We start from the raw sequence: 22,233 nt of genomic DNA, 5'->3' as shown, positions 1-22,233 counted from the left end.
GGGGTATTCACCCGAGTCGCCCAACGCCTGCTGGCCATGGCCGCCGGGATCTGGCACAACTGGACCACCGGCGTCACCAGCAAACGATCACTCACCGCCTACGACCACTGACCAGCAGCTTCACGGAATCATTCATCTAGAGCCGGTCGACGACCGTGATGCCGTGCGAGTGCGCGGTGTCCATGGCGGGCAGGGCCGCACACGCCTCCTCCAGCGAGATCCGGCGCCGGACGAGAGCGTCCGCGCGCAGGCGGCCCGTGCCGACCAGGGCCAGCATCTCCGGGTACGCGTGCGCGGGCATGCCGTGACTGCCGCGTAGCTCGAGCTCGCGGGCGATCACCAGGTCCATCGGCACCTCGGCGCGGACGACGCCGCGCGGGAGCAGGCCGACCTGGACGTGCCGGCCGCGGGTCGCGAGGCAGCTCACGGACGCCGCCAGCGTCGGCGACGACCCGAGCGCGTCGAGGGACACCTGGGCGCCACCACCGGTGATCTCGCGGATCGCCGCGACCGGATCCGTAGCGGTCGCGTCGACGCGGGCCTCGGCGCCCAGCTCGACCGCGAGGGCGAGCGCGGCCTCCGACACGTCGACCGCCACCACCCGGGCGCCCGCGGCAACCGCGACGAGCACGGCGGACAGGCCGACGCCGCCACAGCCGTGCACCGCCAGCCACTCCCCCGGCGCGACCCGGCCCTGGCTCGTCACCGCACGCCAGGCCGTGGCGAACCGGCAGCCCAGACTCGCCGCCGTCACCGCCGGCAGGTCGTCGGGCAGCGCCACCAGGTTGACGTCGGCGTGCTCGACGCGCACGAGCTCGGCGAACGACCCCCAGTGGGTGAAGCCCGGCTGCGTCTGCGCGGCACAGACCTGCTGGTCGCCGCGCAGGCACTCCGGGCACCGGCCGCACGCGCACACGAACGGCACCGTCACCCGCGCGCCGGCCGCCCAGCCCCGTACGCGCTCACCCACGGACTCGACGACGCCGGCGAACTCGTGACCCGGCACGTGCGGGACGCGGACGTCGGCGTCGTGCCCCCGCCAGCCGTGCCAGTCGCTGCGGCACAGTCCGGTCGCCTCGACCCTGATCACCGCGCCGTCCGGCGCCGGCGCCGGCTCGGCGACATCGCGGATCTCCAGCGGGCCGCCGAACTCCTCGTAGACGACCGCGCGCACTACTCCACGGCTCCGTACCTGCGGAGCGTCTCGACCGCGCCCGGCAGGTGGTCGACGGCGTCGACGAAGTCCTCGGGACGCACGATGCGGTGCGCGTTGTCGGCGAGGTACGCGCGCATCGCCGCGTCCCACCGCTGCTCCCCCGCCCGCTGTCGCGCCTCGAACAGCATCTGCGCACCCTGGCGGTAGACGCCGGCGCCGTAGGTGTCCGGGTTCCGCTCCCAGTACGTCATCGGCTCGCCGACGCGGTTGGCCGCGAAGCTCGGGACGTCCATCGGCTGCCGGTACAGGAACGCCTGGTCGTCGGCGAGTGCCTGGGCGTAGGTCGCGAACGACTCGTCGAGCCACGGGTCGCGGCCCTGGTCGTTGCCCACCAGCCCGTAGAACCACATGTGCGCGAGCTCGTGCGCGACGAGGTCGCCGCCGCGCACCTCCTGCGCGGAGTAGTCGCCGTAGAAGATCGCGCCGGGGAACTCGATCCCCGTCGTATCGGGGATCACCGTCACCCACAGGTCGCGGTACGGGAAGCGCCCGAACCGTCCCTCGAGCCTGCCGAGCTCAAGCTCGATCTTGTCGAGCCAGTCGTTCGCCGTCGCGAGCGACCCGTCGTCGCTGACCCCGACGCGGGTCCGTACGCCGGCGATCTCGCGCGTCGTGACGCGGTAGCCGCCGATCCCGACCGCGACGTTGCGCACCGGGTCGGCGGCGAACCGGTGCCGCGTCGTCCCCTCGCGCGGGCCGTTCGACGTGCCGAGCGGACGTCCCATGCCGAGGACGGTGTCACCGCGGGGCGCGACGACGTCGAGCTCCAGCCGGAACTCCTCGGTGCCGTCCATCTCGCCGAACACGTCGACCGCGGGCTGGGTCATCCACCCGTGACCGCGCTCCCACGCCAGCACCGGGTACGCCGACGCGAGCCACATCTCGCCGGTGCCGTTCGTGCCGACGCGCTCGCCGCTCCGCCTGGCCATCTCCACGGTGAACGAGATCCGCGCCTCGACCGTCGACCCCGCGGCCACGCAGTCGCGCAGCGGGAGCCGGAGGAGCGTGCCCTGCGTCGCCGCCGGCGCGCCCTTGCGCTCGTACGCCGGCGTCACCTTCCGTCCGTCGACCGTGGCGCGGTGCACGGTCATCGACCCGCCGTGGTCGGCGATCTCCGGCTTGTTCGGCCAGGAACGGAAGATCAGCGCGTCGCACACCCGCTTGTCGGGGGTGAACGACGCCGTCGCGACGCCCTTCGCCGACTCGTGGTCGCGTGCGATGTCGTAGCGCAGGTCGACGCTCGGGCGGTCGGCCCACGCCTTCGCCAGTGGCGGGACGGTCGCCCGCTCGCTCGGGGACGGCGATGCGGTGGGCGAGGCGGTCCGCCGCGGTTCGCCGCCTCCCGGTGGCATCAGCTGGGAGCCGATGACGAAGCCGCCGCCACCGACGACGATCGCCCCGACGGCGAGCAGCGCCACCAACGTCGTCCGTCGCACGTGCAGAACCTACCGGTGCCGACCGAAAGGGTGGCTAAGCAAGGTAGTCGCGGAGCTGGTCGGCACGGCTGGGGTGCCGCAGCTTGGCGAGCGACTTCGACTCGATCTGGCGGATCCGCTCCCGGGTGACGCCGAACGCGCGGCCGACCTCCTCGAGCGTGTGCGTGTGGCCGTCGGTCAGGCCGTAGCGGAGCCTGATCACCGCGGCCTCACGTTCGCTGAGCCCCTGCAGCAGGGTCTCGAGCTGGTCCTGGAGCAGCATGAACGCCGCCGCCTCGGCGGGGACCACGGCGTCGGTGTCCTCGATGAAGTCGCCGAGCGCGGAGTCGTCCTCGTCGCCGATCGGGGTGTGCAGGGAGAGGGGGTCCTGCGCCATCCGGCGCAGCTCGACGACCCGGTCGACGGTGAGGCCCATCTGCCCGGCGACCTCCTCGGGCAGCGGGTCGCGCCCGAGGTCCTGCACGAGCTGGCGCTGGACTCGCTCGAGCTTGTTGATGACCTCGACCATGTGCACCGGGATGCGGATGGTGCGGGCCTGGTCGGCGACGGCGCGCGTGATGGCCTGCCTGATCCACCAGGTGGCGTAGGTCGAGAACTTGAAGCCGCGGACGTAGTCGAACTTCTCGACCGCGCGGACGAGGCCGAGGTTGCCCTCCTGGATGAGGTCGAGGAACAGCAGACCGCGCCCGACGTAGCGCTTGGCGATCGACACCACGAGGCGGAGGTTGGCCTCCATCAGGTGGTTCTTGGCCACCAGGCCGTCGGCGGTGAGCGACTCGAAGTCGCGGCGCTGGGTCGCGGTGAGGCCGTCGAGCGTCGCCATCTTGTACTCGGCGAACAGGCCGACCTCGATCCTGGTGGCGAGGTCGACCTCCTGTGCGGCGGTGAGCAGGCGGACCCGGCCGATCTCCTTGAGGTACATGCGGACGGGGTCGGCGCTGACGCCGATGGCCGTGGACTGCGGCCGGTGGTCCTCGTCGTCGTCGGCGGCCTCGGCCCCGGCGGCGGGTTGCTCGCCCTCGACCTCGACCTCTGCCTCTGCCTCGACGTCGGCGTCGGCCTCGAGACCCGCCGCCTCGGCGAGATCCTCGGCGCTGGGCTCGGCGTCGAGGGTGTCGGCGAGCTCCGGCTCGGCCCCGGTCGGGGCGGTGCCGTTCGTGTCCGTCCCACCGTCGCCGTCCGCGCCGGACGGACGATCGGTGAGGACGCGGCCCACCGTGCTTTGACTCACGACACTAAGTCTGACAAGGCGCCGGCCTGCGCGTGGACGGAGTTCGCACGAAACTCACCATAGGTGCTCCTAGCGTCACAGTCCGCTCAGTGTGTCGCGCAGCGCCGCCCGCCGGCGTTCGAGGCCGACGAGCTCGCCGAACATCCGGTTGTACTCCTCCGGCCGTTCGACCGGGTTGATCCGTTGCAGCGTTCCCTTCACGGCGGTGACCTCACGCGTCACCGCGATCTCCTCCAGCCGGGTGAGGACGGCGCGGACGTACCTGTCGTCGGGCTCGTCGCGGCCGGTCTCCAGCGGCTCGACGGCGAGCTGCGCCACGAGGGTCGTGGCCCGGCCGTCGGTGGCGGCCTCGGTCAGTCGCTGCACCCACTCGCTGCCCCCCGTGGTCGAGGCGACCCCGCCCACGAGCGCGATGGCCTCGCGTACCGCGAGGTAGACCGGATGGGTGAAGCCCGCGTGCGGCATCTCGTCGAACACCGGACCGGCGAGCGCGGGACGCTGGACGGCGAGCCGCAACGCCTGCCGCTGGACGTGGAGTGCGGGGTCGTGCGGGTCCGGCAGGCCGTCGCCCCGGTGGTCACCGGTGGGCTGCTCGCCGGACGGACGCTGCTGCCGGCCGCCGCGGGGCCGCCCGGCCGCCTCGATGACGCGGTTGAGCACGAACTTCTCGTCGAGCAGGCCGAGCCACCGGTCGAGGTTGATCGCGTAGCGCTGCCGCAGTCCCGTGTCGCGGATGCGGGCGACGATCGGCGCCGCCTCGTCGAGCGCGTGCAGGCGCCCCTCGTCGGTCGCCAGGTCGTGCCTGTCGACGACGCTGCGGATCGCGAACTCGAACAGCGGCACGCGCCGCGCGACCAGATCGCGCACCGCCGCGTCGCCCTGCTTGAGCCGCAGGTCGCACGGGTCGAGGCCGTCCTGCTGAACGGCCACGAAGGTCTGCGTGGTGAACTGCTCGTCGAGCTCGAACGCGCGCAGCGCGGCCTTGCGTCCCGCCTCGTCGCCGTCGAAGGTGAAGATCACCTCGCCGCGGTAGGCGTCGGAGTCCATCAGCAGCCGGCGGAGCACCTTGATGTGGTCGCCGCCGAACGACGTGCCGCAGGTCGCCACCGCCGTCGGCACCCCGGACAGGTGGCACGCCATGACGTCGGTGTAGCCCTCGACGAGGACGGCGCGCTGCTCCTTGGCGATGTCGCGCTTGGCGAGGTCGACGCCGTACAGCAGCTGCGACTTCTTGTAGATCGGCGTCTCGGGCGTGTTGAGGTACTTCGCCTCGATCCGGTCGTCGTCGTGGATGCGGCGCGCGCCGAACCCGACGACGTCGCCGGCCATGTCGCGGACCGGCCACAGCAGGCGTCCGACGAAACGGTCGATGAGCCCGCGCTGCCCGTGCCTGGCGAGGCCGCCGGTGACGAGCTCGTCGTCGGTGAACTTTCGGCCGCGCAGGTGGGCGACGAGCGCGTCCCACGAGCGGGGCGCATAGCCGACGCCGAACCGCTCGGCCGCGTCCTTCTCGAAGCCCCGGTCGGACAGGAACGCGCGCGCCGGCGCGGCCTCGGCGCCGGCCATCTGCTCGGCGTAGAACTCCGCCGCCGCCGCGTGCGCCTCCACGAGCCTCGTGCGGCGGCCGTGGTCGCGGTTCGGCGCCGCGCCGCCCTGCTCGTACCGCAGCTCGATCCCCGCGCGCCTGGCGAGACGCTCCACCGCCTCCGCGAACTCGAGATGCTCGATCTTGCGGATGAACGTGATGACGTCGCCGCCCTCTTGGCAGCCGAAGCAGAAGAAGACGCCGCGTGCCGGGCTGACGTGGAACGACGGGGTCTTCTCGTCGTGGAAGGGACACACGCCCTTCAGCGACCCGCTGCCCGCACCCCGCAGGGCGACATGCTCGCGAATGACCTCGTCGATGGGAGAGCGCTCACGTACGACCGCGATGTCCTCGTCCCGTATCCGCCCAGCCACGCTCGGAGTCTACGCGGCGGGCCGGACGGGACGCGCCGAGCGGTCACAGCCCCGGCCGGCGCGCTTCCCTGCCGTGCTCGACCCCGGGCGGCGGTAACGTCACCTGCGTGATCGAGGACACGCTCAGCTACCACGTGCTCAAGCTCATGAAGCGCACCCGCCCGGTGATCGGTCCGGTGCTGACCGAGCACGGGCTGCACCCTGGTCAGGAGTTCCTGCTGTCCCAGCTGTGGCGCGAGGACGGCCTCACCCAGGCGGAGCTGGTGGCGCGGCTCGGCGTCGAGGCGCCGACCGTCACCAAGGCCGTCCAGCGGCTCGAACGAACGGGGTTCGTCAGGCGCGAGCCCGGCCGCCGCCAGCGGCGGGTGTTCCTCACCGACGAGGGCCGGGCGCTGCGCCGGCCGGTCGAGCGCGCGTGGCGCCAGGCCGACCGGGCGGTCACGCGCGGCCTGAGCGACGTCCAGCGGACCGAGCTCGCCGATCTGCTCCGCCGGCTCACAGTCGGCGACTTAGCCGGCTAAGCTGCGTGCCACACGATCACCCAGTAGCACAGGAGAAGCATGCAGATCGGCCTGCACGTATGCGAGTTCACCACCAGTGACGGCTCCCCGGGCATCGCCCCGCTGATGGAGCGCGTCGTCGCCGGCGCTGAGGACGCCGGCATCCACAGCCTGTGGCCCATGGACCACTTCTTCCAGATCCCGGTGTTCGGTCCGCCCGAGCAGCCGATGCTCGAGGCCTACGCGACCCTGGCCTGGGCCGCGGCGCGCACCGAGCGGCTGGAGCTCGGCACGCTCGTGACCGGCGTCCACTACCGCCATCCCGGCGTCCTGCTGAAGGCCGTGACGACGCTCGACGTCCTCTCCCGCGGTCGTGCGTGGCTCGGCATCGGCGCGGGCTGGAACGAGGAGGAGTCGCGCGGTCTCGGCATCCCGTTCCCCACACGGCCGAAGCGTTGCGTGCCGGTACACCCAGGCAAGCCCTTCCACCGCCTCGCCGGGAACGCCGCGCAGCGACACCCGACGCGGCGCCGACTCCTCCACGCGTACCCGCCACAGGAGCAGACCGGAGACCAGATAGCTCACCGCGTCGACCAGCACCGCCAGGGGCGCGCCCACCAGCGAGACAAGACCACCGGCCAGGGCAGGACCGGACGTCTGCGCGACGGCCGCACTCTGATCCAGCCGCGCGTGCGCCGACGTCAGCAGACTCGGTGGCACCAACCGGGGCACGAACGCCTGCGCCGCCGCGTCGCCCAGCAGCGACATCGCCCCGAAGACCGCCATCACCACCAGCAGCCAGACCAGCTCCAGCCGATGCACGAACGCGAGCACCGGCACCGCGAGCAGCAGCGCCCCGCGCCCGAGATCGCTGACCACGAGCACCGGCCGCCTGCGTACGCGGTCGATCAGCACGCCGGCGACCACCCCGAACACGAGATACGGCACCCACCGCGCGGCGTTGACCAGCCCCACCTCGGCGGCACCACCGTGCAGCGTGAGCACCACGAGGACCTGGATCGCGAGCGTGGTGACATACGTGCCGAACTCGGAGACGGTCCACGCCGTCCACGCCCGCCAGTACCCGGGGCAGTCGCCCAACCGCCGACGAGACCCCGCAGCGGCAACCATCACCCGTTCCTACCAGACCGCCGTCTCGGCTCCCCACGCCTGGCCGCGGCTACCCGTGAGGGGCACCCTCACCGCGTCAGAGCACGGTGAGGGTGCCCCTCACGAGTCGGAGGAGGTCCGAAACGCAACGGCCACCTCTCCGCTCCGGGAGGCGTTCCGCGGCTACCTGGAGTTCGGCACCCAGATCGCCGCACAGAACTCCCACGCGACCACCGACGACGACCTGCACCCGTGCCAGGAGGTCCCCCGCTGGAGCTGGTGACGCCCGCCGCTCACCCGCCGCAGCCCACGCATCCGCCGGAGTCCTCGTTGCCGATCGCGATCGTCGCCTGGTCTCGCGGCAGCAGGGTGACGGTGTTGCCGCCGTAGCCCTCCATGCTCGGCAACCACCACTCACCGGACGTCGTGAACCACCAGTTCAGGTAGTACTCGGACGACGGCGAGCGATCCGCCGGCGGGGGCGTCGTCGTGGGCAGCAAGCCGTCGACCAGTCCGCGGTGGAGGATCTGCCTGCCCTTCCGGGCGCCGTGGTTCTGGTAGAGCATCGCGATCTTCGCCAGGTCGTCGAGTGTGGCGTAGTACCCGAACGCCAGCAGCGGGTGGCCCCGTGACCCGTCGCGTTCCACGGTGCTGTTGGTCGGTGCGTGGAAGATCCCGATCGGGCGGTACACCTCGCGCTCGAGCATCGTCCAGATCGAGGCGCGCGGACCCTCCCTGCGCTCGAGATAGGCCTGCAATGCCACGCCGAGCAGGTACGCGGTCTCGTCACGGTAGTGGAACTGCGTACCGGGCTCTCCCGTGCGCGGATCCTCCGCGAAGGCCTGCGCGGTCTTCGGGCGCTCGGGCAGCGCCTCATACCAGCGGTTGTAGTCCGGACTGCCCTCGTCACCGGACTCCCCGTGACCCGAGGACATGTTCGCCATGTCGAGGAACGTCACGTCGCGCCAGTCGGGCCGCCGCGCCCCCGGCACGTACCTGGCGATCGGCTCACGCAGCAGCCCCGCGCCGTACTTCTCCGCCAGCCGCAACATCGCGACGTTCATCATGGCCGACTTGGTCACCGACCACATGCCGTGCCGCATCCCGTCGCAGTACGGGAACGGGCCCGCCGCCGTACGGCACTCGCTCCGGTACAGCACACCGTCGTCGACGACGGCCGAGACGTAGGTGTCGGGGCTCTCCTCCGGCGCCGGGACGTCGTCCGGCCGCTCGGACAGCGGCCGCACCGGCAGCAGGTGCGCCCGTTCGCGCGCGTGGGCCAGCTTGCGCGCGCCGAGCCCGCTGATCCCGCCGGGCTCGTACTCGGCGCCGCTCACACCCCACGCGCTGAAGAACTCCGGTACGTACCATGGCGAGGTCTGCTGGACGACCTGGAACCGCACCGGCGACACTGTGCTCCCGCGGTAGAGGAACACGGCGATGCCCGTGTGGGTCTCGTTCTCGAGGGAGTTGACGAGCGCGAACGGGAACGACGCCCGGTTCCAGCCGTGGCCGCCGGGATCGGCCCACACGCGACCCGGCTGGACGACGACGTCCCAGAAGCTATGGGTGCCGGGCAGAATCCCGTTGCGCACCACGCCTTGCGTGGTGGGCACCAACTGGTCCCGGTAGGTGAAGAACGACAGCGACACGTCGGGGAAGTACGTCGTGTCCTTGCCGAGGACGGGATCCGTCACTCCCCCCGGCGCATCGGTCAGCATCGTCATCGGCGCGCCGTCGAGGCGTAGCGTGCCGACGAACGGTCGCCGCGCCGCGCGTGCCCCCTCCGGCGGCGCGAACCTGGAGTTGACGGTGAGCCCGGACGGAGCAGCGCCGGACCGCAGATCCTGCGTGGTGATAGGCGCGGGCGACACCTCACCCCCAGGAGGCGTGGCCGCCGAGGCCACCGACGGACCACCGACCAGCAGGCCGCTCGCCAGGACCAACGTGAGCAACGCTGCGCGCAGGCTCCCGCGACCGCCGCGCCTCGACAAACCGTCCACACGCACACCTCTCTCGAACCTGTCACCAACCGACGGCCGCGCCGTCCTTCCTGTGGTCCGACGCCGCGCGGTACACGCCGTTGACCGGACCGTCGCGCCCGACGCTGCCAGGCCAGTCGCCAGGGGTCTCCGGCGTGAAGTGGATGGCCTGATATCCGCCCATGCTCTCGATGGAGGCGTCGATCAGGTGGTGTCCCATGTCCGCCATTCGCGGTCCCACGACCTCGCGGAGCGCGGGCTCGAGCTGGAGGGTGTCGTCGTCCTGACGGTGGTTGAAACGCGCGGCGTCGACGGCGGCCTGGAGGTTCATGCCGAGGTCGATCATGTTGACCAGCTCGGTGGCCTGCGCCTGCGGCTGCGCCGCCCCACCCATGTTGCCGAAGGACAGGACGGGTCGGCCGTCCCTGGTGACGAACGCGGGGATGATGGTGTGGAACGGTCTCTTGCGGCCGGCGACGATGTTCGGCGAGTCGGTGTCGAGGTCGAACAGCGCGCCTCGGTTGTGCAGCGGGAACCCGTATCCGGGCACGGTGATGGCGGAACCGAAGGCCTGGAAGACGCTGTAGATGAACGAGGTCATGTTGCCCCACCGGTCGGCGGTGGTGAGGTAGACGGTGCCGCCGCCGACGGCGCCGCGCTCCTTCGGCGGCGTCGCACGGTGGAGGTCGATCCTCCGGCACAGCTCCTTCGCGTACGCCTTGGAGAGCAGGCGGTCGAGCGGCACGTCGACGAAGCGCGGATCGCCGTTGTGCCGGTGCAGCTCGTCGTACGCGAGCTTCTTGGCCTCGACGAGCAGATGCCAGAACAGTGGCGAACGCGGCCCGAGCCCGCGCAGGCTCGTCCCGTGCACGGCGTCGACCTGCTCCAGGACGTTCAGCATGACCAGCGTGGCGAACCCCTGGGCGTTGGGCGGGATCTGGTGCACGTCGTAGCCGCGGTAGTCGACGTGCACGGGGTCGACCCACTCGGAGCGGAACTCCGCGAGGTCGGCCGCGGTCATCGACCCGCCGAGCAAGGAGACCTTGTCGACGACGGCGCGGGCGACGTCGCCGGTGTAGAACGCGTCGCGGCCGTCCCGCGCGAGTGTGCGGTACGCCCGCGCCAGCGACGGGTTGCGGAAGACCGAGTACAGAGCCGGTGCGCCGCCGTCGACGAGGTACGTGCTCGCGGAGTCGGCGTCGCGCCGGAGCAGGCCCTCCTCGGCGGCCCAGTCGTGACGGATCCGTTCGGTGACGGGGAAGCCGTCCTCGGCGTAGGCGATCGCCGGCACCAGCACCGACGCGAGGCTCCTGCTGCCGAACCTGTCGAGCAACCGGCACCAGCCATCGACGACGCCGGGCACGGTGACGCTGTCGGGACCGTGCGGCGGCATCCCGGTCGCGGCCGTGTGCCCGCGGTCGGCGAAGTACCGCGGCGTCCACGCCTTCGGCGCCCACCCGCTCGCGTTGAGCCCGTACAGCTCGCGGCTCTTCGCCGAGTAGTGGAGGACGAACGCGTCGCCGCCGAGACCTGCGCTGTACGGCTCCACGACCCCGAGCACCGCCGCGGTGGCGACTGCGGCGTCGACGGAGTTGCCGCCGTCCTGCAGCACCCGCAGGCCCGCCTGCGCCGCCGACGGCTGACTGGTCGCGACCATGCCGTTCCTGGCCAGGACCTCGGAACGGGTCTGCGACGTCCAGCCGGTGGACCGGTCACCGCGCACCGCGTCGATCCCCGCGGCCGGTTCGGGGACCCGCGCCGTGGGAGTGCCGAACGGCGTCGGGCTCACCAGTGCCACCCACATCTCCTCGATCAGGTCCCCGGTGATCATATTCGCTGAGGGCAGAACGCCGCCCGCTCCCCGCGGAGCGTCGACTCTCCTACCCTGAGACGGTGACCGATCACGCGCCCGACGACGCCCGCGTCATCCCCCTGCGTCCGGCTCCGGCGAGCAGAGAACCGCTCTGGCGGGACGTCGTCGGCGACGTCCTCCGCCGCGAGCGCCTCGCGCAGGAGCGCACGCTCAAGGACGTCGCCGAGGAGGCCAGGATCTCGATGCCCTACCTCTCCGAGCTCGAGCGTGGCCGCAAGGAGGCCTCGTCCGAGGTGCTCCAGGCCGCGGCGCACGCCCTCGGGCTGAGGCTCGCCGACCTCCTCGCCCTGACCCACCGCGAGCTCGTCCGCGTCGAGCGCGCGCAGCCGGCCCAGCAGCACACCCAGGCCCGGTTGAGCCTCGCCGCCTGAGCGTCCGCACGTCAGGCGGCGGCCGCGTTCCGCCGGCTGAGCACCTTGTCGGCGAGCCCGTAGGCCACGGCCTCGCGCGCGGTGAAGATCTTGTCGCGGTCCATGTCCGCGCGCAGCGTCGCGACGTCGTGGTGCGTGTGCCTGGCGAGCACCTCCTCGACCTGCTCGCGGATCCTGAGCATCTCCTTGGCCTGCAGGCTGAGGTCCGACACCGTCCCCTGCGTGCCGCCGCTCGCGGGCTGACCGAGGAGCACCCGGGAGTGCTCGAGCACGAGCCGCCGCCCCGGGTCTCCCCCGGCCAGCAGCACGGCCGCGGTCGAGGCCGCCTGCCCGACGCAGAACGTCGAGATCGGTGCGTTGACGAACGTCATCGTGTCGTAGATCGCCATGAGCGACGTGACCGAGCCACCCGGCGAGTTGATGTAGACGGCGATCTCCCGGTCGGAGCTCGACGACTCGAGATGGAGCAGCTGCGCGATGACGACGTTCGCGACGCCGTCGTCGATCTCGGTGCCGAGGAAGATGATGCGCTCCGACAGCAGCCGGCTGTAGACGTCGAACGCCCGCTCGCCCTGCGGGGTGCGCTCGACGACGGTCGGGATCGTGTACTGGCTCATGTCAGAGTCCGATCCGTCGCGGCGGCCCGCCGGGACGCACGTCGTCGAGCGTCTCGAGCACGCGGTCGACCATGCCGTACTCCTTCGCCTGCTCCGCCGTGAAGAACCGGTCCCGATCGCCGTCGCGCGAGATCGTCTCCTCGGTCTGGCCGGTGTGCTCGGCGGTGATGCGCTCGATCGCCGTCTTGGTGAACTCGAGGTTCTCGGCCTGGATCGCGATGTCCGCGGCGGTCCCACCGATGCCGGACCACGGCTGGTGCATCATGATGCGCGCGTTCGGTAGCGCGTTGCGCTTCCCTGCCGTGCCGACGGTCACGAGGAACTGCCCCATGCTCGCGGCGAGCCCCATGGCGAGCGTCGACACGTCGTTGGGAATCAGGCGCATGGTGTCGTAGATCGCGAGCCCCGCCGTCACCGATCCGCCTGGGCTGTTGACGTACAGGCTGATGTCGGTACGCGGGTCCTCCGCCGACAGCAGGAGCAGCTGCGCGCAGACGCGGTGGGCGGAGACCTCGTCCACCTGCGTACCGAGGAAGACGATCCGCTGGGTGAGCAGCTGCGCGGCCAGGTGATCGTCGAATCTCGTCGACGGTGTGCTGTCGTCCTCGGTCATCGGGCCTCCTCGTGGTGTGCACGACGGTCGTCGTGGTCTCCACTGTCGGCCCGATGGCCTTGCTACGTCAGGGTTCTCGGCCCACGGCAGATTCGCTGTCGGCAGAGCGCTCCGACCAGGCCGGCATCGCGATACCGTGCAGTCCCCCGTACGCCGCGGTCGGCGGTGAGGTCCACCCGCGGAGGCGCTCGACGTCGGGCCGGTAGACCTCGACGGCCAGCGGCCGGCACACGTCGATCGGATCGCGTGCGTCAGGTCCCCACAGCGGGACGGAGAGGTCGCCGCCCGGGCACGTCGACAGCGCGCACAGCAGGTCGAGCTCCGCGAAGAACTCGAAGAAGTCGCCCGGCTGCGCCGGGCACGGCTTCATGTAGTAGCGGTCCTCGTCGTTGAGACCGGTGCACTGGAAGATGTTGAGGACGTCGTGCACGTCGAGCTCGGTCAGCCCGTACGGCAGCACGGCTCTGGTGAGGTTCGAGTGGCAGTGGAAATCGAAGTCCTCACCGCTGAGCATGCGGTTGACGTACGGGTCGCACCGTGTGCCGAGCAGGTCGTGGACGCGACCGCCGTCCTCGTCCTCGCCGTAGGACTCCAGGGTGTCGTTCGTGACGGTCAGCAGCGGACGCAGGTACGGCAGGTTCGACCACAACCGGTCGTACCGGGTGACGTGCGCGCTCTGGAGCTGCCGGGTGCGCGCGGCCCACAGCCGTTCGCGCGGGTTGTGCCTGTTCCACACGTTGAAGTCGCCGACCTGCGGGCCCTCGGGCGTGAGCACCCGGCACAGGTGTCCCGCCGGCACCTCCCATGCCCGGCCGGAGCGGATCGGGAGGACGAACCGCTCGACGAGCTCCCGCCCGGCCACGTCACCGGCGAGCGCGTCGTAGAACGCGGTGTCGACGTCGAGGATGCTGCCGGCCTTGGCCTGGTACGCGGCTGGTGGGTGGCCCACGTGGTCTCCTTCGTCCTGGCGGTCGTCACGGCGAACCCGTGAGGGGCACCCTCACCGTGTCAGAGCACGGTGAGGGTGCCGTTCACGGGTAAAGGCGGCGGGGACCGTTGCTACCAGAGCTGCTCGGTCGCGAGACGCGCTCCGGCCGACAGCGACTCCAGCTTGCCCCAGGCGACCGACGGCGCGGTGCCGCGCATGCCCACCATGGTCGCGAACCCGCAGTCACTCGCGCCGAGGACGTTCTCCCGCCCGACCACCTTCGCGTACCGCACCAGGCGCTGCGCGATCAGCTCCGGATGCTCGATGTAGTTGTTGGTCGAGTCGATGACGCCCGGCATGAGCAGCTTGCCGTCCGGCAGCGGTACGTCCTCCCAGACCTGCCACTCGTGCTCGTGCCGCGGGTTGGCACCCTCGACGACGAGGCCGTCGAGTCGGGCGCGCAGCACGATGTCGACGATCTCCTTGAACTCGATGTCGTAGTGATGCGGCCCCTCGTAGTTGCCCCAGCACACGTGCATACGCATCCGGTCCGATGGCAGGCCGTCGAGCGCGGCGTTGAGGATCTCGATGTGCAGCGCGAGGTTGCGCTTGAGCTCGTCGTGGTCGGCTCCGGCGTAGAGGACGTGTCCGCAGCCGAGATCGGGCGCGTCGATCTGGAGGTCGAAGCCGGCGTCGATGATGGCCTGGTACTCGGGCCTCATCGCGTCGGCCAGCGCGGAGAGGTACGACTCGACGTCGGGGTAGTACTTGTTCTGCATGAACATGCTGATCGTCGCGGGTGACACCGCGGTCATGAACGCACCTGTCACGTCGACGCCCTCGAGTGCGCTCTTGAGCAGTGCGATGTCGGTCTGCGCGGCCGCGTCTGCGTCGTCCCTGCGGGTGACCGGCTCGACGCATGCGGGTCGCGCCATCTGCGTGTACGCGGGATCGCTCGCGAGGCTCCGCTCGGAACCCGGGTAGTCGGTGAAGTCGGAGATGACGAGCGGGTCGGACTCGCCGCCGAAGCCGTTCAAACGGTCGGTCACGTAGGTCGAGTACGACGGCTTGCCGTACTCACCGTCGTTCACGATGTCGATGCCGGCGTCCGCCTGCTTCCGCACCACCCCCGCGGTGGCCTCGCGCACGAGGACCGCGACCCGGTCGGGATCGCTGTGCTTCCTGCCGGCGAGCGTCTCGAGCATCGCCTCCTCGAGCTCGTCGGGCCGAGGCAGGCTGCCGGTGTGGGTCGTGAGGATTCGATCGGTGCTGCGCTGCACGGTGCACTCCTTCGTGCTGTGCCCACCGGTCGGCGACGATGCGGACAAACGGTGACGAGGCGGCAGGGACGCCGACCGGGCAGGCGTGGACCCGGACGCGCTGACCGTAACAGCGCCGACCCGCGGACCGGAAGCCATCGGTACGGGAGGCGCGCGCTCCGTGTCAGGGACGGGCGACGGCTGCCGCGATCGCGTCGCCCATGGCGTCGGTGCCGACGACGCGGCCGCCGGGAGCCGCGATGTCGTACGTGCGGTGGCCCGCGGCAACGGTACGCACGACCGCCTCCTCCACGGCCCGCGCCGCGTCACTCAGCCCCAGCGCCAGGTCGAGGAGCATCGCCAGCGCGCGGATCGTCCCGATCGGGTTGACCTCGTCCCGGCCGGCGTGCCGGGGCGCCGAGCCGTGCACGGGCTCGAAGATGCCCGGGCCGTCGCCGACGCTGGCCGAGGCGAGCATGCCGATCGACCCCGTGACCGCGCCCGCCTCGTCGCTCAGGATCCCGCCGAAGAGCCCGTCGGTGAGGATGACGTCGTAACGGTCCGGCCGGCGGACGAGCTCGTTCGCGCAGTTGTCGACGAGGACGTGCTCGAGGCGCACGTCCGGGTACTCCGCCGCGGTCCTCGTGACCTCCTCGCGCCACAGGGCCGAGCTCTCGAGCACGTTGGCCTGGTCGACGGAGACGACGGACGCCCGTCGCCGCCGCGCGATCTCGAACGCGGTGCATGCCGTGCGCGCGATCGCCGTCGTCGTGTAGCTCATGGTGTCGAACGCCTCCTCGACGCCCGCCTGCGACCACCGCCGCCCGCGGGGGATGCCGTGGAAGAGACCGGCCGACAGGTCACGGACGATGACGAGGTCGATCGGTGACCTGTCCTCCGCCACCCGCAGCGACGCCAGGTCGGCCAGCTCGCCGGGCAACGCCACCGGCCGGATCCCGGTGTGGAGACGCAGTTCGCGCCGGAGCCTGAGCAACGCCGCGGTCGGGCTCTCCTCCCCCGCCGACCGGTCGAGTGCCGGGTCGCCGACCGCACCGAACAGGACCGCCGCGGACGCGCGCGCCGCGTCGAGCGTCGCAGCCGGCAGGCTCGTGCCATCGGCCGCCAGCGCCGCCGCCCCGACCGCGTGCTCGGTGAGGACGAAGCGGTGCGGCCACCGTTCCTCGACGGCGGCGAGGACCTTGGCCGCCTGCGCGACGACCGACGGTCCGACGCCGTCGCCACCGAGCACGGCGATGTCGTACCTCACGCGGACCCGGACTCCGGCTCTCGCGGATCGCTCAGCCGCACGTCACGCAGACCGGCGTACCCGGGCCGCAGCATCGCCAGCATGGTCTGCTCGAGGCTCTCGCGCGGGAGGACGCACTCCTCGCAGTCGACCGACTCGAGCACCAGCCGCATCGACAGCCGGTGCTCGTCCCAGTCGACGACCTGGACGTCCGCGCCGTCGGCGCGGAGCGCCTCACGCATCGGCGCGAGCAGGTCGTCGAGCTCGTCGTTGGTGGGCTTCACAGGTCACCTCCTCACTTTCGTCGTACGCAACGGTGATCAGACGACCGGTCGGGTGACCGCCCGCGATCCCCCCGGCCACGACGGGAGGTACGCGGCCTTGACGCCGGTGCCGCCCGTGCACACCAGGAGGAAGTCGTCCGGCGACGCCGCGCACCGCAGCACGCCGCGTTCCCTCGCCCGGTCGGTGAGCCGCGACGCTGCGCCGGCAGGCAGCCGGTCGACGGCGAGCACCGCGTGCTCGTAGAGGAAGGCGCCCACGGACTCCCGGGTCCAGCCCTCCGCCACCAGGCGCACCACCCACTCAGGTGGCAGGACGTACAGCTGCTGGCCACCACCGACGAGCTCGCCGCTCGCGCTGACGGCGGCGGGCAGGGGCGTGGCCGACGCCAGCGACTCGAGCAGGCCACGCGCACTGTCGCTCCAGGTGTCGGCCACCTCGAGCAGGCCCGCGGCGCCGAAGACGGTCACGGCCTCCGAGCCGGATGCGCAACCGCGGGACCGATGCCACGAGGTCCATCCCGACGGGACCTCGCCCTCCGCCAGGCACAGGGCGAGCTTCGCGGGCTGGCCGAGCGTCGCCATGTCCAGCACGCCGGGCACCGCGCCGCCGAGCAGCCGGCACGCCAGCGCGAGGGCGCGACCGAAGCCCGCGTTGACCCGCGACGGGCCGAGGCAGTTCGCGCCGGTGTCGAATCCGTACCGCGGCGGGCCGTCGCCGTGCACGACGACGCCGACGGCGGCGTTGCCCGTCGTCGTCGAGATGCCCAGCAGGTTGAACTCCGGTGCGGCCACGGCGTGGACCGCCGCCACGAGGTACGGAAGCGCTCCCGGTTCGCATCCCGCGAGCACCGCGCACAGGGCGACGTCCTCGACCGTGGTCGCGTACGGCAGCGGGACGAGCTCGGTGACCGGCTCGTCGGGCGCGCGTCCGGCCAGCATCGCCGTCACCCGCGGACGCGTCGGCGGGACGACCGGCAGGCCGTCGCCGAGACCGTGCCGGTCGAGCCTGGTCACGGCGTCGTCGGCCGACCCACCCGCGGTGACGACGCGTAGTCCCGCGGGGTCGAGAGGTGCGGCGGGCTCACTCATGTGCGCTCCATGACTCCGTCAATTCTGTCTGCAAGCATTGACGCAGTCCCCCGTTCGTGTGAACCTCGTTTTCGTAAACAGGACCAAATGTTCGTATATACGAACTGGTATGCGCGATGACGATGACGTTCGGCGCCACCGACGACTGGATCGACGTTCCGGTCGACGATGCGGGACTCCTGACGCAGCAGCCGGGTTCTGACTGGGGAGACGGGCTGCCCGCCCTCGCTCCGACGAGCGACAGGGTCGCCGCGATGCTGGAGCGCGTCGACGCCGGCGCGGACGACGAGCTCGGCCTGATGCCTCCGGGCGACGGCATCGTGACCCCGGCGAAGGTCGCGGCCAACGCCACGATGGCCGGGTGTCCGCCCGAGGTCTTCCCGATCGTCCTCACCGCCGTGCGCGCGATGATCGAGGCGCCGTTCAACCTCAACGGCCTGCAGGCCACCACCCACCCGGGCGCTCCGCTCGTCATCGTGCACGGTCCGGCCGTCACCGAGCTCGGCTTCAATGCGGGAGCGGGTACGTTCGGACCCGGCAACCGCGCGAACGCGACGGTCGGCCGCGCGGTCCGGCTCTGCCTGATGAACATCGGCGGCGCGCGTCCTGGGGCACGCGACCGGGCGACCCAGGGGCAGCCGAGCAAGTACAGCTTCTGCATCGCCGAGAACGCCGCCGAGAGCCCGTGGCCGACCTACCCGACGACGTACCCGGGCCTCGCGAGCACCGACAGCGCGGTCACCGTCGTCGCTTGCGAGAACCCGCACAACGTCAACGACCACGTCAGCACCGACGCCGTCGGCATCCTGTCGGTGATCGCATCGACCGTCACGGTGCTCGGCGCGAACAACGCGCACTACAGCGGCGGCGAGATCTTCGTCGCGCTCGGTCCCGAGCACGCCGCCACGATCGCCGCGTCCGGCTTCGGACCACGCGACGTGCAGATGTGGCTGTACGAGCACGCGCGGATGCGCCTCGCCGACTTCAAGCTCGGCGGCATGTGGGGGATGCAGTCCTGGCCGGCGTGGAAGAACGCGGAGACCGACGACGACGCCGAGCTCCCGTACGCGGACTCGCCCGACGGCTTCCGCATCGTGGTCACGGGCGGGCCGGGCAAGCACTCCAGCGTGCTGCACAGTTTCGGCATCACGCGATCCGTGACGCTCGCGGTCGACCAGGGTCGCTCCGATCCCGGAGGTGAGAATCGATGACTCGTACCGTCAAGGTGTTCAGTCCACTGGGCAGGCCGCCCGATCTCGGCGACGACGTCAAGACCGAGGTGATCGACCTCGCCGGCGGCGTGCTCGCCGTGCTGGACAACACCAAGCCGAACGCACGGCTGCTGATGGAGGACGTCGCCCGCGCGGTGAGCGAGCGGGCGGGCGGCATGCGCCTCACGTTCGAACGCAAGGGCAGCGCGGCCGAAGGCATGGACGAGGACGTGCGCGAACGGCTCGCGGCGACCGCCAACCTCATCTTCACCGGGAGTGGTGACTGAGGCGCCTGCACGTCGTGGAGCTGCCGCGACGCCGCTCGGTTCGAGCGGGCTGGCATACCCGTGGTCCTGTTCTGCACGACCCCGTTCGTGCAGATGGCCCACACCCTGGTCGCTGCCGCGGGCACTCCGCAGCTGCGCATCGTGGAGGCCCCCCACCCGTTGGGCGGCCGACAGGAGGCCGAGGTGCGGGCCTGGGTCCCGGACATCGTCGAGCAGGTGATGAACCTGCTCGGCATCGCCGGCCTGGACGAAAGACCGTGACACGACACCGTAGGAGGTGAGACGGCATGCCCCCGGAGACCGTGGCCTGGCTGGTGGTCAACGTCGTCGTCGGAGTGCTGACGCTCGTCGTCGCGCTCTACGTCACCAGGGACTCCCGCTCCGACCGCTGACAGGGAGAAGACAGCGTGGAAAACGTCAACGCCTACTACACGGTCAGCGCACTCGTCTTCTTCGTGCTCCTCCTCGTGATCGGGTTCCTGCTGTCGCGCAGGCACCGCTCGGAGAGCACGCACGACTTCGCGGTGGCGTCCCGCCAGCTCGGCGCGCCACGCCTGGTGCTGATGAACATCGCGACGTACCTCAGTGCCGTCTCGCTCATCGGCTTCACCGGGTACGGCTACGCGAGCGGGTTCGCGATGATCTCGTTCTTCTTCGGCACCATCCTCGGGCACTTCCCGCTGGCGCTGGTGTCGAAGAAGCTGCACCAGTGGCACGTCAGCAGCATCCCGGAGTTCGTCGGCGCCCGGTACAAGAGCTACTCGATGCGCGCGTGGTTCGGCATGGTCTTCGTCGCCATCTACACGCTCTACCTGATGCTCAACCTCGTCGGCGTGGGCGTGCTGCTGAACAGCGTGGCGGGGCTCCCGGTCTGGCTCTCCGAGCTGATCATCCTGGTCGCGCTCATCGGCTACGTCGCACTCGGCGGGATGCGCGTGACCTCGCTCATCAACAGCGTGCAGGCCGTCGTCATCCTGGTGGTCGTGCTGCTCGGCGCGGGGATCGCCGTCGCCACGGCCGGCGGCTTCGGCGCACTGCTCGACGACGTACGCGCCGTCGACCCCACACTGCTGTCCGCGACGAGCGACGGCGCGCTCACCTGGAGCATCCTGCTCGGCACGAGCATGGGCTGGATGGCCGGCGTCGCGTGCCGCGCGGACTTCGGCGCGCAGGCGCTGTCCGGCAAGCGTGCGCGCGTGGCGGGATGGACGCTCGGGCTGCCCGGGCTCGCGATCATCGTGGTCTACCTCGCGCTCAACCTCATCGGCCTGTCCGCCAGGACGCAGCTGCCGAAGCTCGCCAACAGCGACGCCGCCTTCCCCCTGTTCTTCAGCGAGATCGCGCCCTCGTGGATGGGCTGGATCATGATCTTCGCGCTGCTGTCGGGCATCACGGCCGCGTGCGACTCGTACATCCTGACCATCAGCACGATCGTGTCGAACGACGTGATCAAGCCGTTGATGCAACGGCGTGGCGCGGCCGCGGACCGTACTGAACGGGTCTCGGTCTACGGCGCCAGGTGCACGGTCCTCGTCGCCGCGGCCGTCGCGTTCGTACTCTCGCTCGCCGACCTGCCGCTGCTGGCGGTCGCCACGCTCAGCCTGTTCGTGATCTGGGGCTCGACCTGCTTCGTGCCGCTGTACGGCGGACTGCTGTGGCGCCGCGGCTCCGGCCGCGCCGCGCTCATCAGCTCGCTCGTCGGCGTCGTGCTCGCCGTGTACTGGCTCAACGCCCCGCCGTTCGCGCCGGGTGCGGGCGCCGTCATCGCCATCCCCGTCTCGCTCGTCGTCTACGTCGCGATCAGCCTGGCATCCGGTCGAGACGCCGACCGGCCGGCGCCGGTCCCGACGCCCGCCGTCGACGTCTGATAGCCGCACGCGCGGGCAAGAGCTGGGGCGAGAATAGGGGCGGCGCGTGTTAGCGTCGGCGGATGTCAGCGGCATCTGACCGGGGCACGCTGCAGGGCAAGGCACGCCGAGCCGCGCGAGCGGCAGTCGGCCTCGCCCGGCCGTCCACCAGGAAACGGTACGTCGCCGCCGTCCGTAAGCACCTGCGCGACCGGGCCGAGGACGCCGGCGACCCCACCGAGACCTGCCTGGTCTGCGGCACCGGCCGCCCGCGGCGCAGGACGATCAGGTTCGTCAAGGACCCGACATGGGTCTGCGTCGTCCGCATCTGTCGCAGCTGTGGTCACGTCGGCAACCCGGACAACACCCGCGACTACCGCAACCTCGAGGGTCTGGAGAAGTTCCCGATGCGAGCGCGAGTCGGCACCGAGACGCGGCAGGGCCGCGAGTTCCACATGGCGAAGATGGCCGCGCAGATCCTGAAGCGCGACGACCTCGACGTCCTCGTCTACGGCGCGGGCCGCAGCCTCGACAACCGACACATCGCCGAACTGCCTCGGGTGCGCGACGTGGCCATCGGCGACGTGATGCACCTGCGCGACGACGCCGAGTTCGTCGACATCAACGAGCCGCCGTCACGCAGGTTCTCCGTCGTGATCGCCTGCGAGGTCATCGAGCACTTCCCCAACCCCGCAGAGGAGTTCCCCCGCCTGCTCGACTTCGTCGACGAGAGCGGCCTGCTGGTCTGCTCCACCAACATCTACGAGGGCGGCGACCTGGAGCACCAGAGGTACGTCTTCATCAAGGGCCACACCGCGTACTACACCCCCGAGGCCCTCGTGCACATCGCCCGCGCCAACGGCCACCACATCGACTTTCGGCTCCCGCTCGTCGCGACCGGTTACGGCGGCAAGCGCAAGCGCTACGTCTTCTTCACCAGGGACGCCTCCCTGCTCCCCGAGATCGCCGGCTACTTCGGCCGGCACATGTACGCGCCGTCGGAGGGGCCGTGGGCGAACAAGGAGCTCGCGTCACCGAACCCGTGAGGGGCACCCCGACCGGGTCACGGCACGGTGAGGGGCACCCCGACCGGGTCACGGCACGGTGAGGGGCACCCCGACCGGGTCACGGCACGGTGAGGGGCACCCCGACCGGGTCACGGCACGGTGAGGGG

21 protein-coding genes and 1 pseudogene are annotated in these 22,233 nt (G+C 71.2%); 8 read left to right on the top strand and 14 right to left on the bottom strand.

Annotated features, from left to right (window positions below):
* Positions 1-111 (top strand): IS982 family transposase (locus tag GEV10_25580; protein MQA81803.1); only part of this gene is annotated, 111 nt, incomplete at its 5' end.
* Positions 112-136: 25 nt separating this feature from the next.
* On the opposite strand, the gene GEV10_25575 is transcribed toward GEV10_25580, so the two are convergent.
* The 4 genes from GEV10_25575 to GEV10_25560 form a co-directional block, all read right to left on the bottom strand.
* A complete protein-coding gene (locus GEV10_25575; protein MQA81802.1) occupies positions 137-1,174 on the bottom strand; it encodes an alcohol dehydrogenase catalytic domain-containing protein in 1,038 nt (345 codons plus the stop codon).
* On the bottom strand, positions 1,174-2,652 hold the full coding sequence (locus tag GEV10_25570) for a hypothetical protein (GenBank protein MQA81801.1): 1,479 nt from the start codon (positions 2,650-2,652) through the stop codon (positions 1,174-1,176). The genes GEV10_25575 and GEV10_25570 overlap by 1 nt, the downstream gene beginning before the upstream one ends.
* Positions 2,653-2,686: 34 nt before the next feature.
* Complete coding sequence (rpoD, locus tag GEV10_25565) at positions 2,687-3,574, bottom strand: RNA polymerase sigma factor RpoD (protein ID MQA81800.1); 888 nt, start codon at positions 3,572-3,574, stop codon at positions 2,687-2,689.
* A gap of 384 nt (positions 3,575-3,958) precedes the next feature.
* Positions 3,959-5,842: a DNA primase gene (locus tag GEV10_25560; protein ID MQA81799.1), complete on the bottom strand. Its 1,884-nt coding sequence runs from the start codon at positions 5,840-5,842 to the stop codon at positions 3,959-3,961.
* Positions 5,843-5,949: 107 nt separating this feature from the next.
* Here GEV10_25560 and GEV10_25555 point away from each other — a divergent pair, with 107 nt between their 5' ends.
* The gene (locus GEV10_25555; GenBank protein MQA81798.1) at positions 5,950-6,363 is read left to right on the top strand and encodes a MarR family transcriptional regulator; all 414 of its coding nucleotides are present in this window, start codon (positions 5,950-5,952) and stop codon (positions 6,361-6,363) included.
* Here the strand turns inward: GEV10_25555 and GEV10_25550 are convergent.
* Positions 6,352-7,473: an MFS transporter gene (locus GEV10_25550; GenBank protein MQA81797.1), complete on the bottom strand. Its 1,122-nt coding sequence runs from the start codon at positions 7,471-7,473 to the stop codon at positions 6,352-6,354. The two genes, GEV10_25555 and GEV10_25550, sit on opposite strands and share 12 nt — an antisense overlap.
* Positions 7,474-7,636: 163 nt before the next feature.
* Between GEV10_25550 and GEV10_25545 the strand changes: the two are divergent.
* Positions 7,637-7,735, top strand: a pseudogene (locus GEV10_25545) (globin).
* 10 nt (positions 7,736-7,745) lie between these two features.
* On the opposite strand, the gene GEV10_25540 reads toward GEV10_25545, so the two are convergent.
* Together GEV10_25540 and ggt are read right to left on the bottom strand one after the other, a co-directional pair.
* Positions 7,746-9,455, bottom strand: coding sequence for a serine hydrolase (locus tag GEV10_25540; GenBank protein ID MQA81796.1), 1,710 nt, complete (start codon positions 9,453-9,455; stop codon positions 7,746-7,748).
* 22 nt (positions 9,456-9,477) lie between these two features.
* Positions 9,478-11,265 carry a gamma-glutamyltransferase gene (gene ggt / locus GEV10_25535; protein ID MQA81795.1) on the bottom strand — a complete coding sequence of 596 codons (1,788 nt, stop codon included), beginning with the start codon at positions 11,263-11,265 and terminating at the stop codon, positions 9,478-9,480.
* Between the two features lie 62 nt (positions 11,266-11,327).
* On the opposite strand from ggt, the gene GEV10_25530 reads away from it, so the two are divergent.
* Positions 11,328-11,678 carry a helix-turn-helix domain-containing protein gene (locus tag GEV10_25530; GenBank protein MQA81794.1) on the top strand — a complete coding sequence of 117 codons (351 nt, stop codon included), beginning with the start codon at positions 11,328-11,330 and terminating at the stop codon, positions 11,676-11,678.
* An 11-nt stretch (positions 11,679-11,689) separates the two neighbouring features.
* Here the strand turns inward: GEV10_25530 and GEV10_25525 are convergent, their stop codons facing one another.
* The 7 genes from GEV10_25525 to GEV10_25495 all read right to left on the bottom strand — a co-directional run bounded on the left by GEV10_25525 (position 11,690) and on the right by GEV10_25495 (position 17,714).
* Complete coding sequence (locus tag GEV10_25525) at positions 11,690-12,295, bottom strand: ATP-dependent Clp protease proteolytic subunit (protein ID MQA81793.1); 606 nt, start codon at positions 12,293-12,295, stop codon at positions 11,690-11,692.
* A 1-nt stretch (position 12,296) separates the two neighbouring features.
* On the bottom strand, positions 12,297-12,908 hold the full coding sequence (locus tag GEV10_25520) for an ATP-dependent Clp protease proteolytic subunit (protein MQA81792.1): 612 nt from the start codon (positions 12,906-12,908) through the stop codon (positions 12,297-12,299).
* 67 nt (positions 12,909-12,975) lie between these two features.
* Positions 12,976-13,857: a DUF1989 domain-containing protein gene (locus tag GEV10_25515; protein MQA81791.1), complete on the bottom strand. Its 882-nt coding sequence runs from the start codon at positions 13,855-13,857 to the stop codon at positions 12,976-12,978.
* Between the two features lie 110 nt (positions 13,858-13,967).
* A complete protein-coding gene (locus GEV10_25510; protein MQA81790.1) occupies positions 13,968-15,116 on the bottom strand; it encodes an epoxyalkane--coenzyme M transferase in 1,149 nt (382 codons plus the stop codon).
* A 163-nt stretch (positions 15,117-15,279) separates the two neighbouring features.
* Positions 15,280-16,362 carry a 3-isopropylmalate dehydrogenase gene (gene leuB, locus GEV10_25505; GenBank protein MQA81789.1) on the bottom strand — a complete coding sequence of 361 codons (1,083 nt, stop codon included), beginning with the start codon at positions 16,360-16,362 and terminating at the stop codon, positions 15,280-15,282.
* Entirely contained in the window at positions 16,359-16,625 is a 267-nt protein-coding gene (locus GEV10_25500) for a hypothetical protein (GenBank protein MQA81788.1), read from the bottom strand. The genes leuB and GEV10_25500 overlap by 4 nt, the downstream gene beginning before the upstream one ends.
* Positions 16,626-16,661: 36 nt before the next feature.
* Positions 16,662-17,714, bottom strand: coding sequence for a hypothetical protein (locus tag GEV10_25495; protein ID MQA81787.1), 1,053 nt, complete (start codon positions 17,712-17,714; stop codon positions 16,662-16,664).
* A gap of 116 nt (positions 17,715-17,830) precedes the next feature.
* On the opposite strand from GEV10_25495, the gene GEV10_25490 reads away from it, so the two are divergent.
* From GEV10_25490 to GEV10_25475, 4 genes are all read left to right on the top strand, one after another.
* A complete protein-coding gene (locus GEV10_25490) occupies positions 17,831-18,925 on the top strand; it encodes a hypothetical protein (protein MQA81786.1) in 1,095 nt (364 codons plus the stop codon).
* Positions 18,922-19,212: a hypothetical protein gene (locus GEV10_25485; protein MQA81785.1), complete on the top strand. Its 291-nt coding sequence runs from the start codon at positions 18,922-18,924 to the stop codon at positions 19,210-19,212. Before GEV10_25490 ends, GEV10_25485 begins: the two co-directional genes overlap by 4 nt.
* Before the next feature lie 407 nt (positions 19,213-19,619).
* Entirely contained in the window at positions 19,620-21,080 is a 1,461-nt protein-coding gene (locus GEV10_25480) for a hypothetical protein (protein ID MQA81784.1), read from the top strand.
* 62 nt (positions 21,081-21,142) lie between these two features.
* Positions 21,143-22,105 carry a methyltransferase domain-containing protein gene (locus GEV10_25475; protein MQA81783.1) on the top strand — a complete coding sequence of 321 codons (963 nt, stop codon included), beginning with the start codon at positions 21,143-21,145 and terminating at the stop codon, positions 22,103-22,105.
* Positions 22,106-22,233: the final 128 nt, after the last annotated feature.

This window comes from Streptosporangiales bacterium (assembly GCA_009379955.1).
GTDB lineage: Bacteria > Actinomycetota > Actinomycetes > Streptosporangiales > WHST01 > WHST01.
This window is presented reverse-complemented; position numbering and strand designations above follow the sequence as displayed.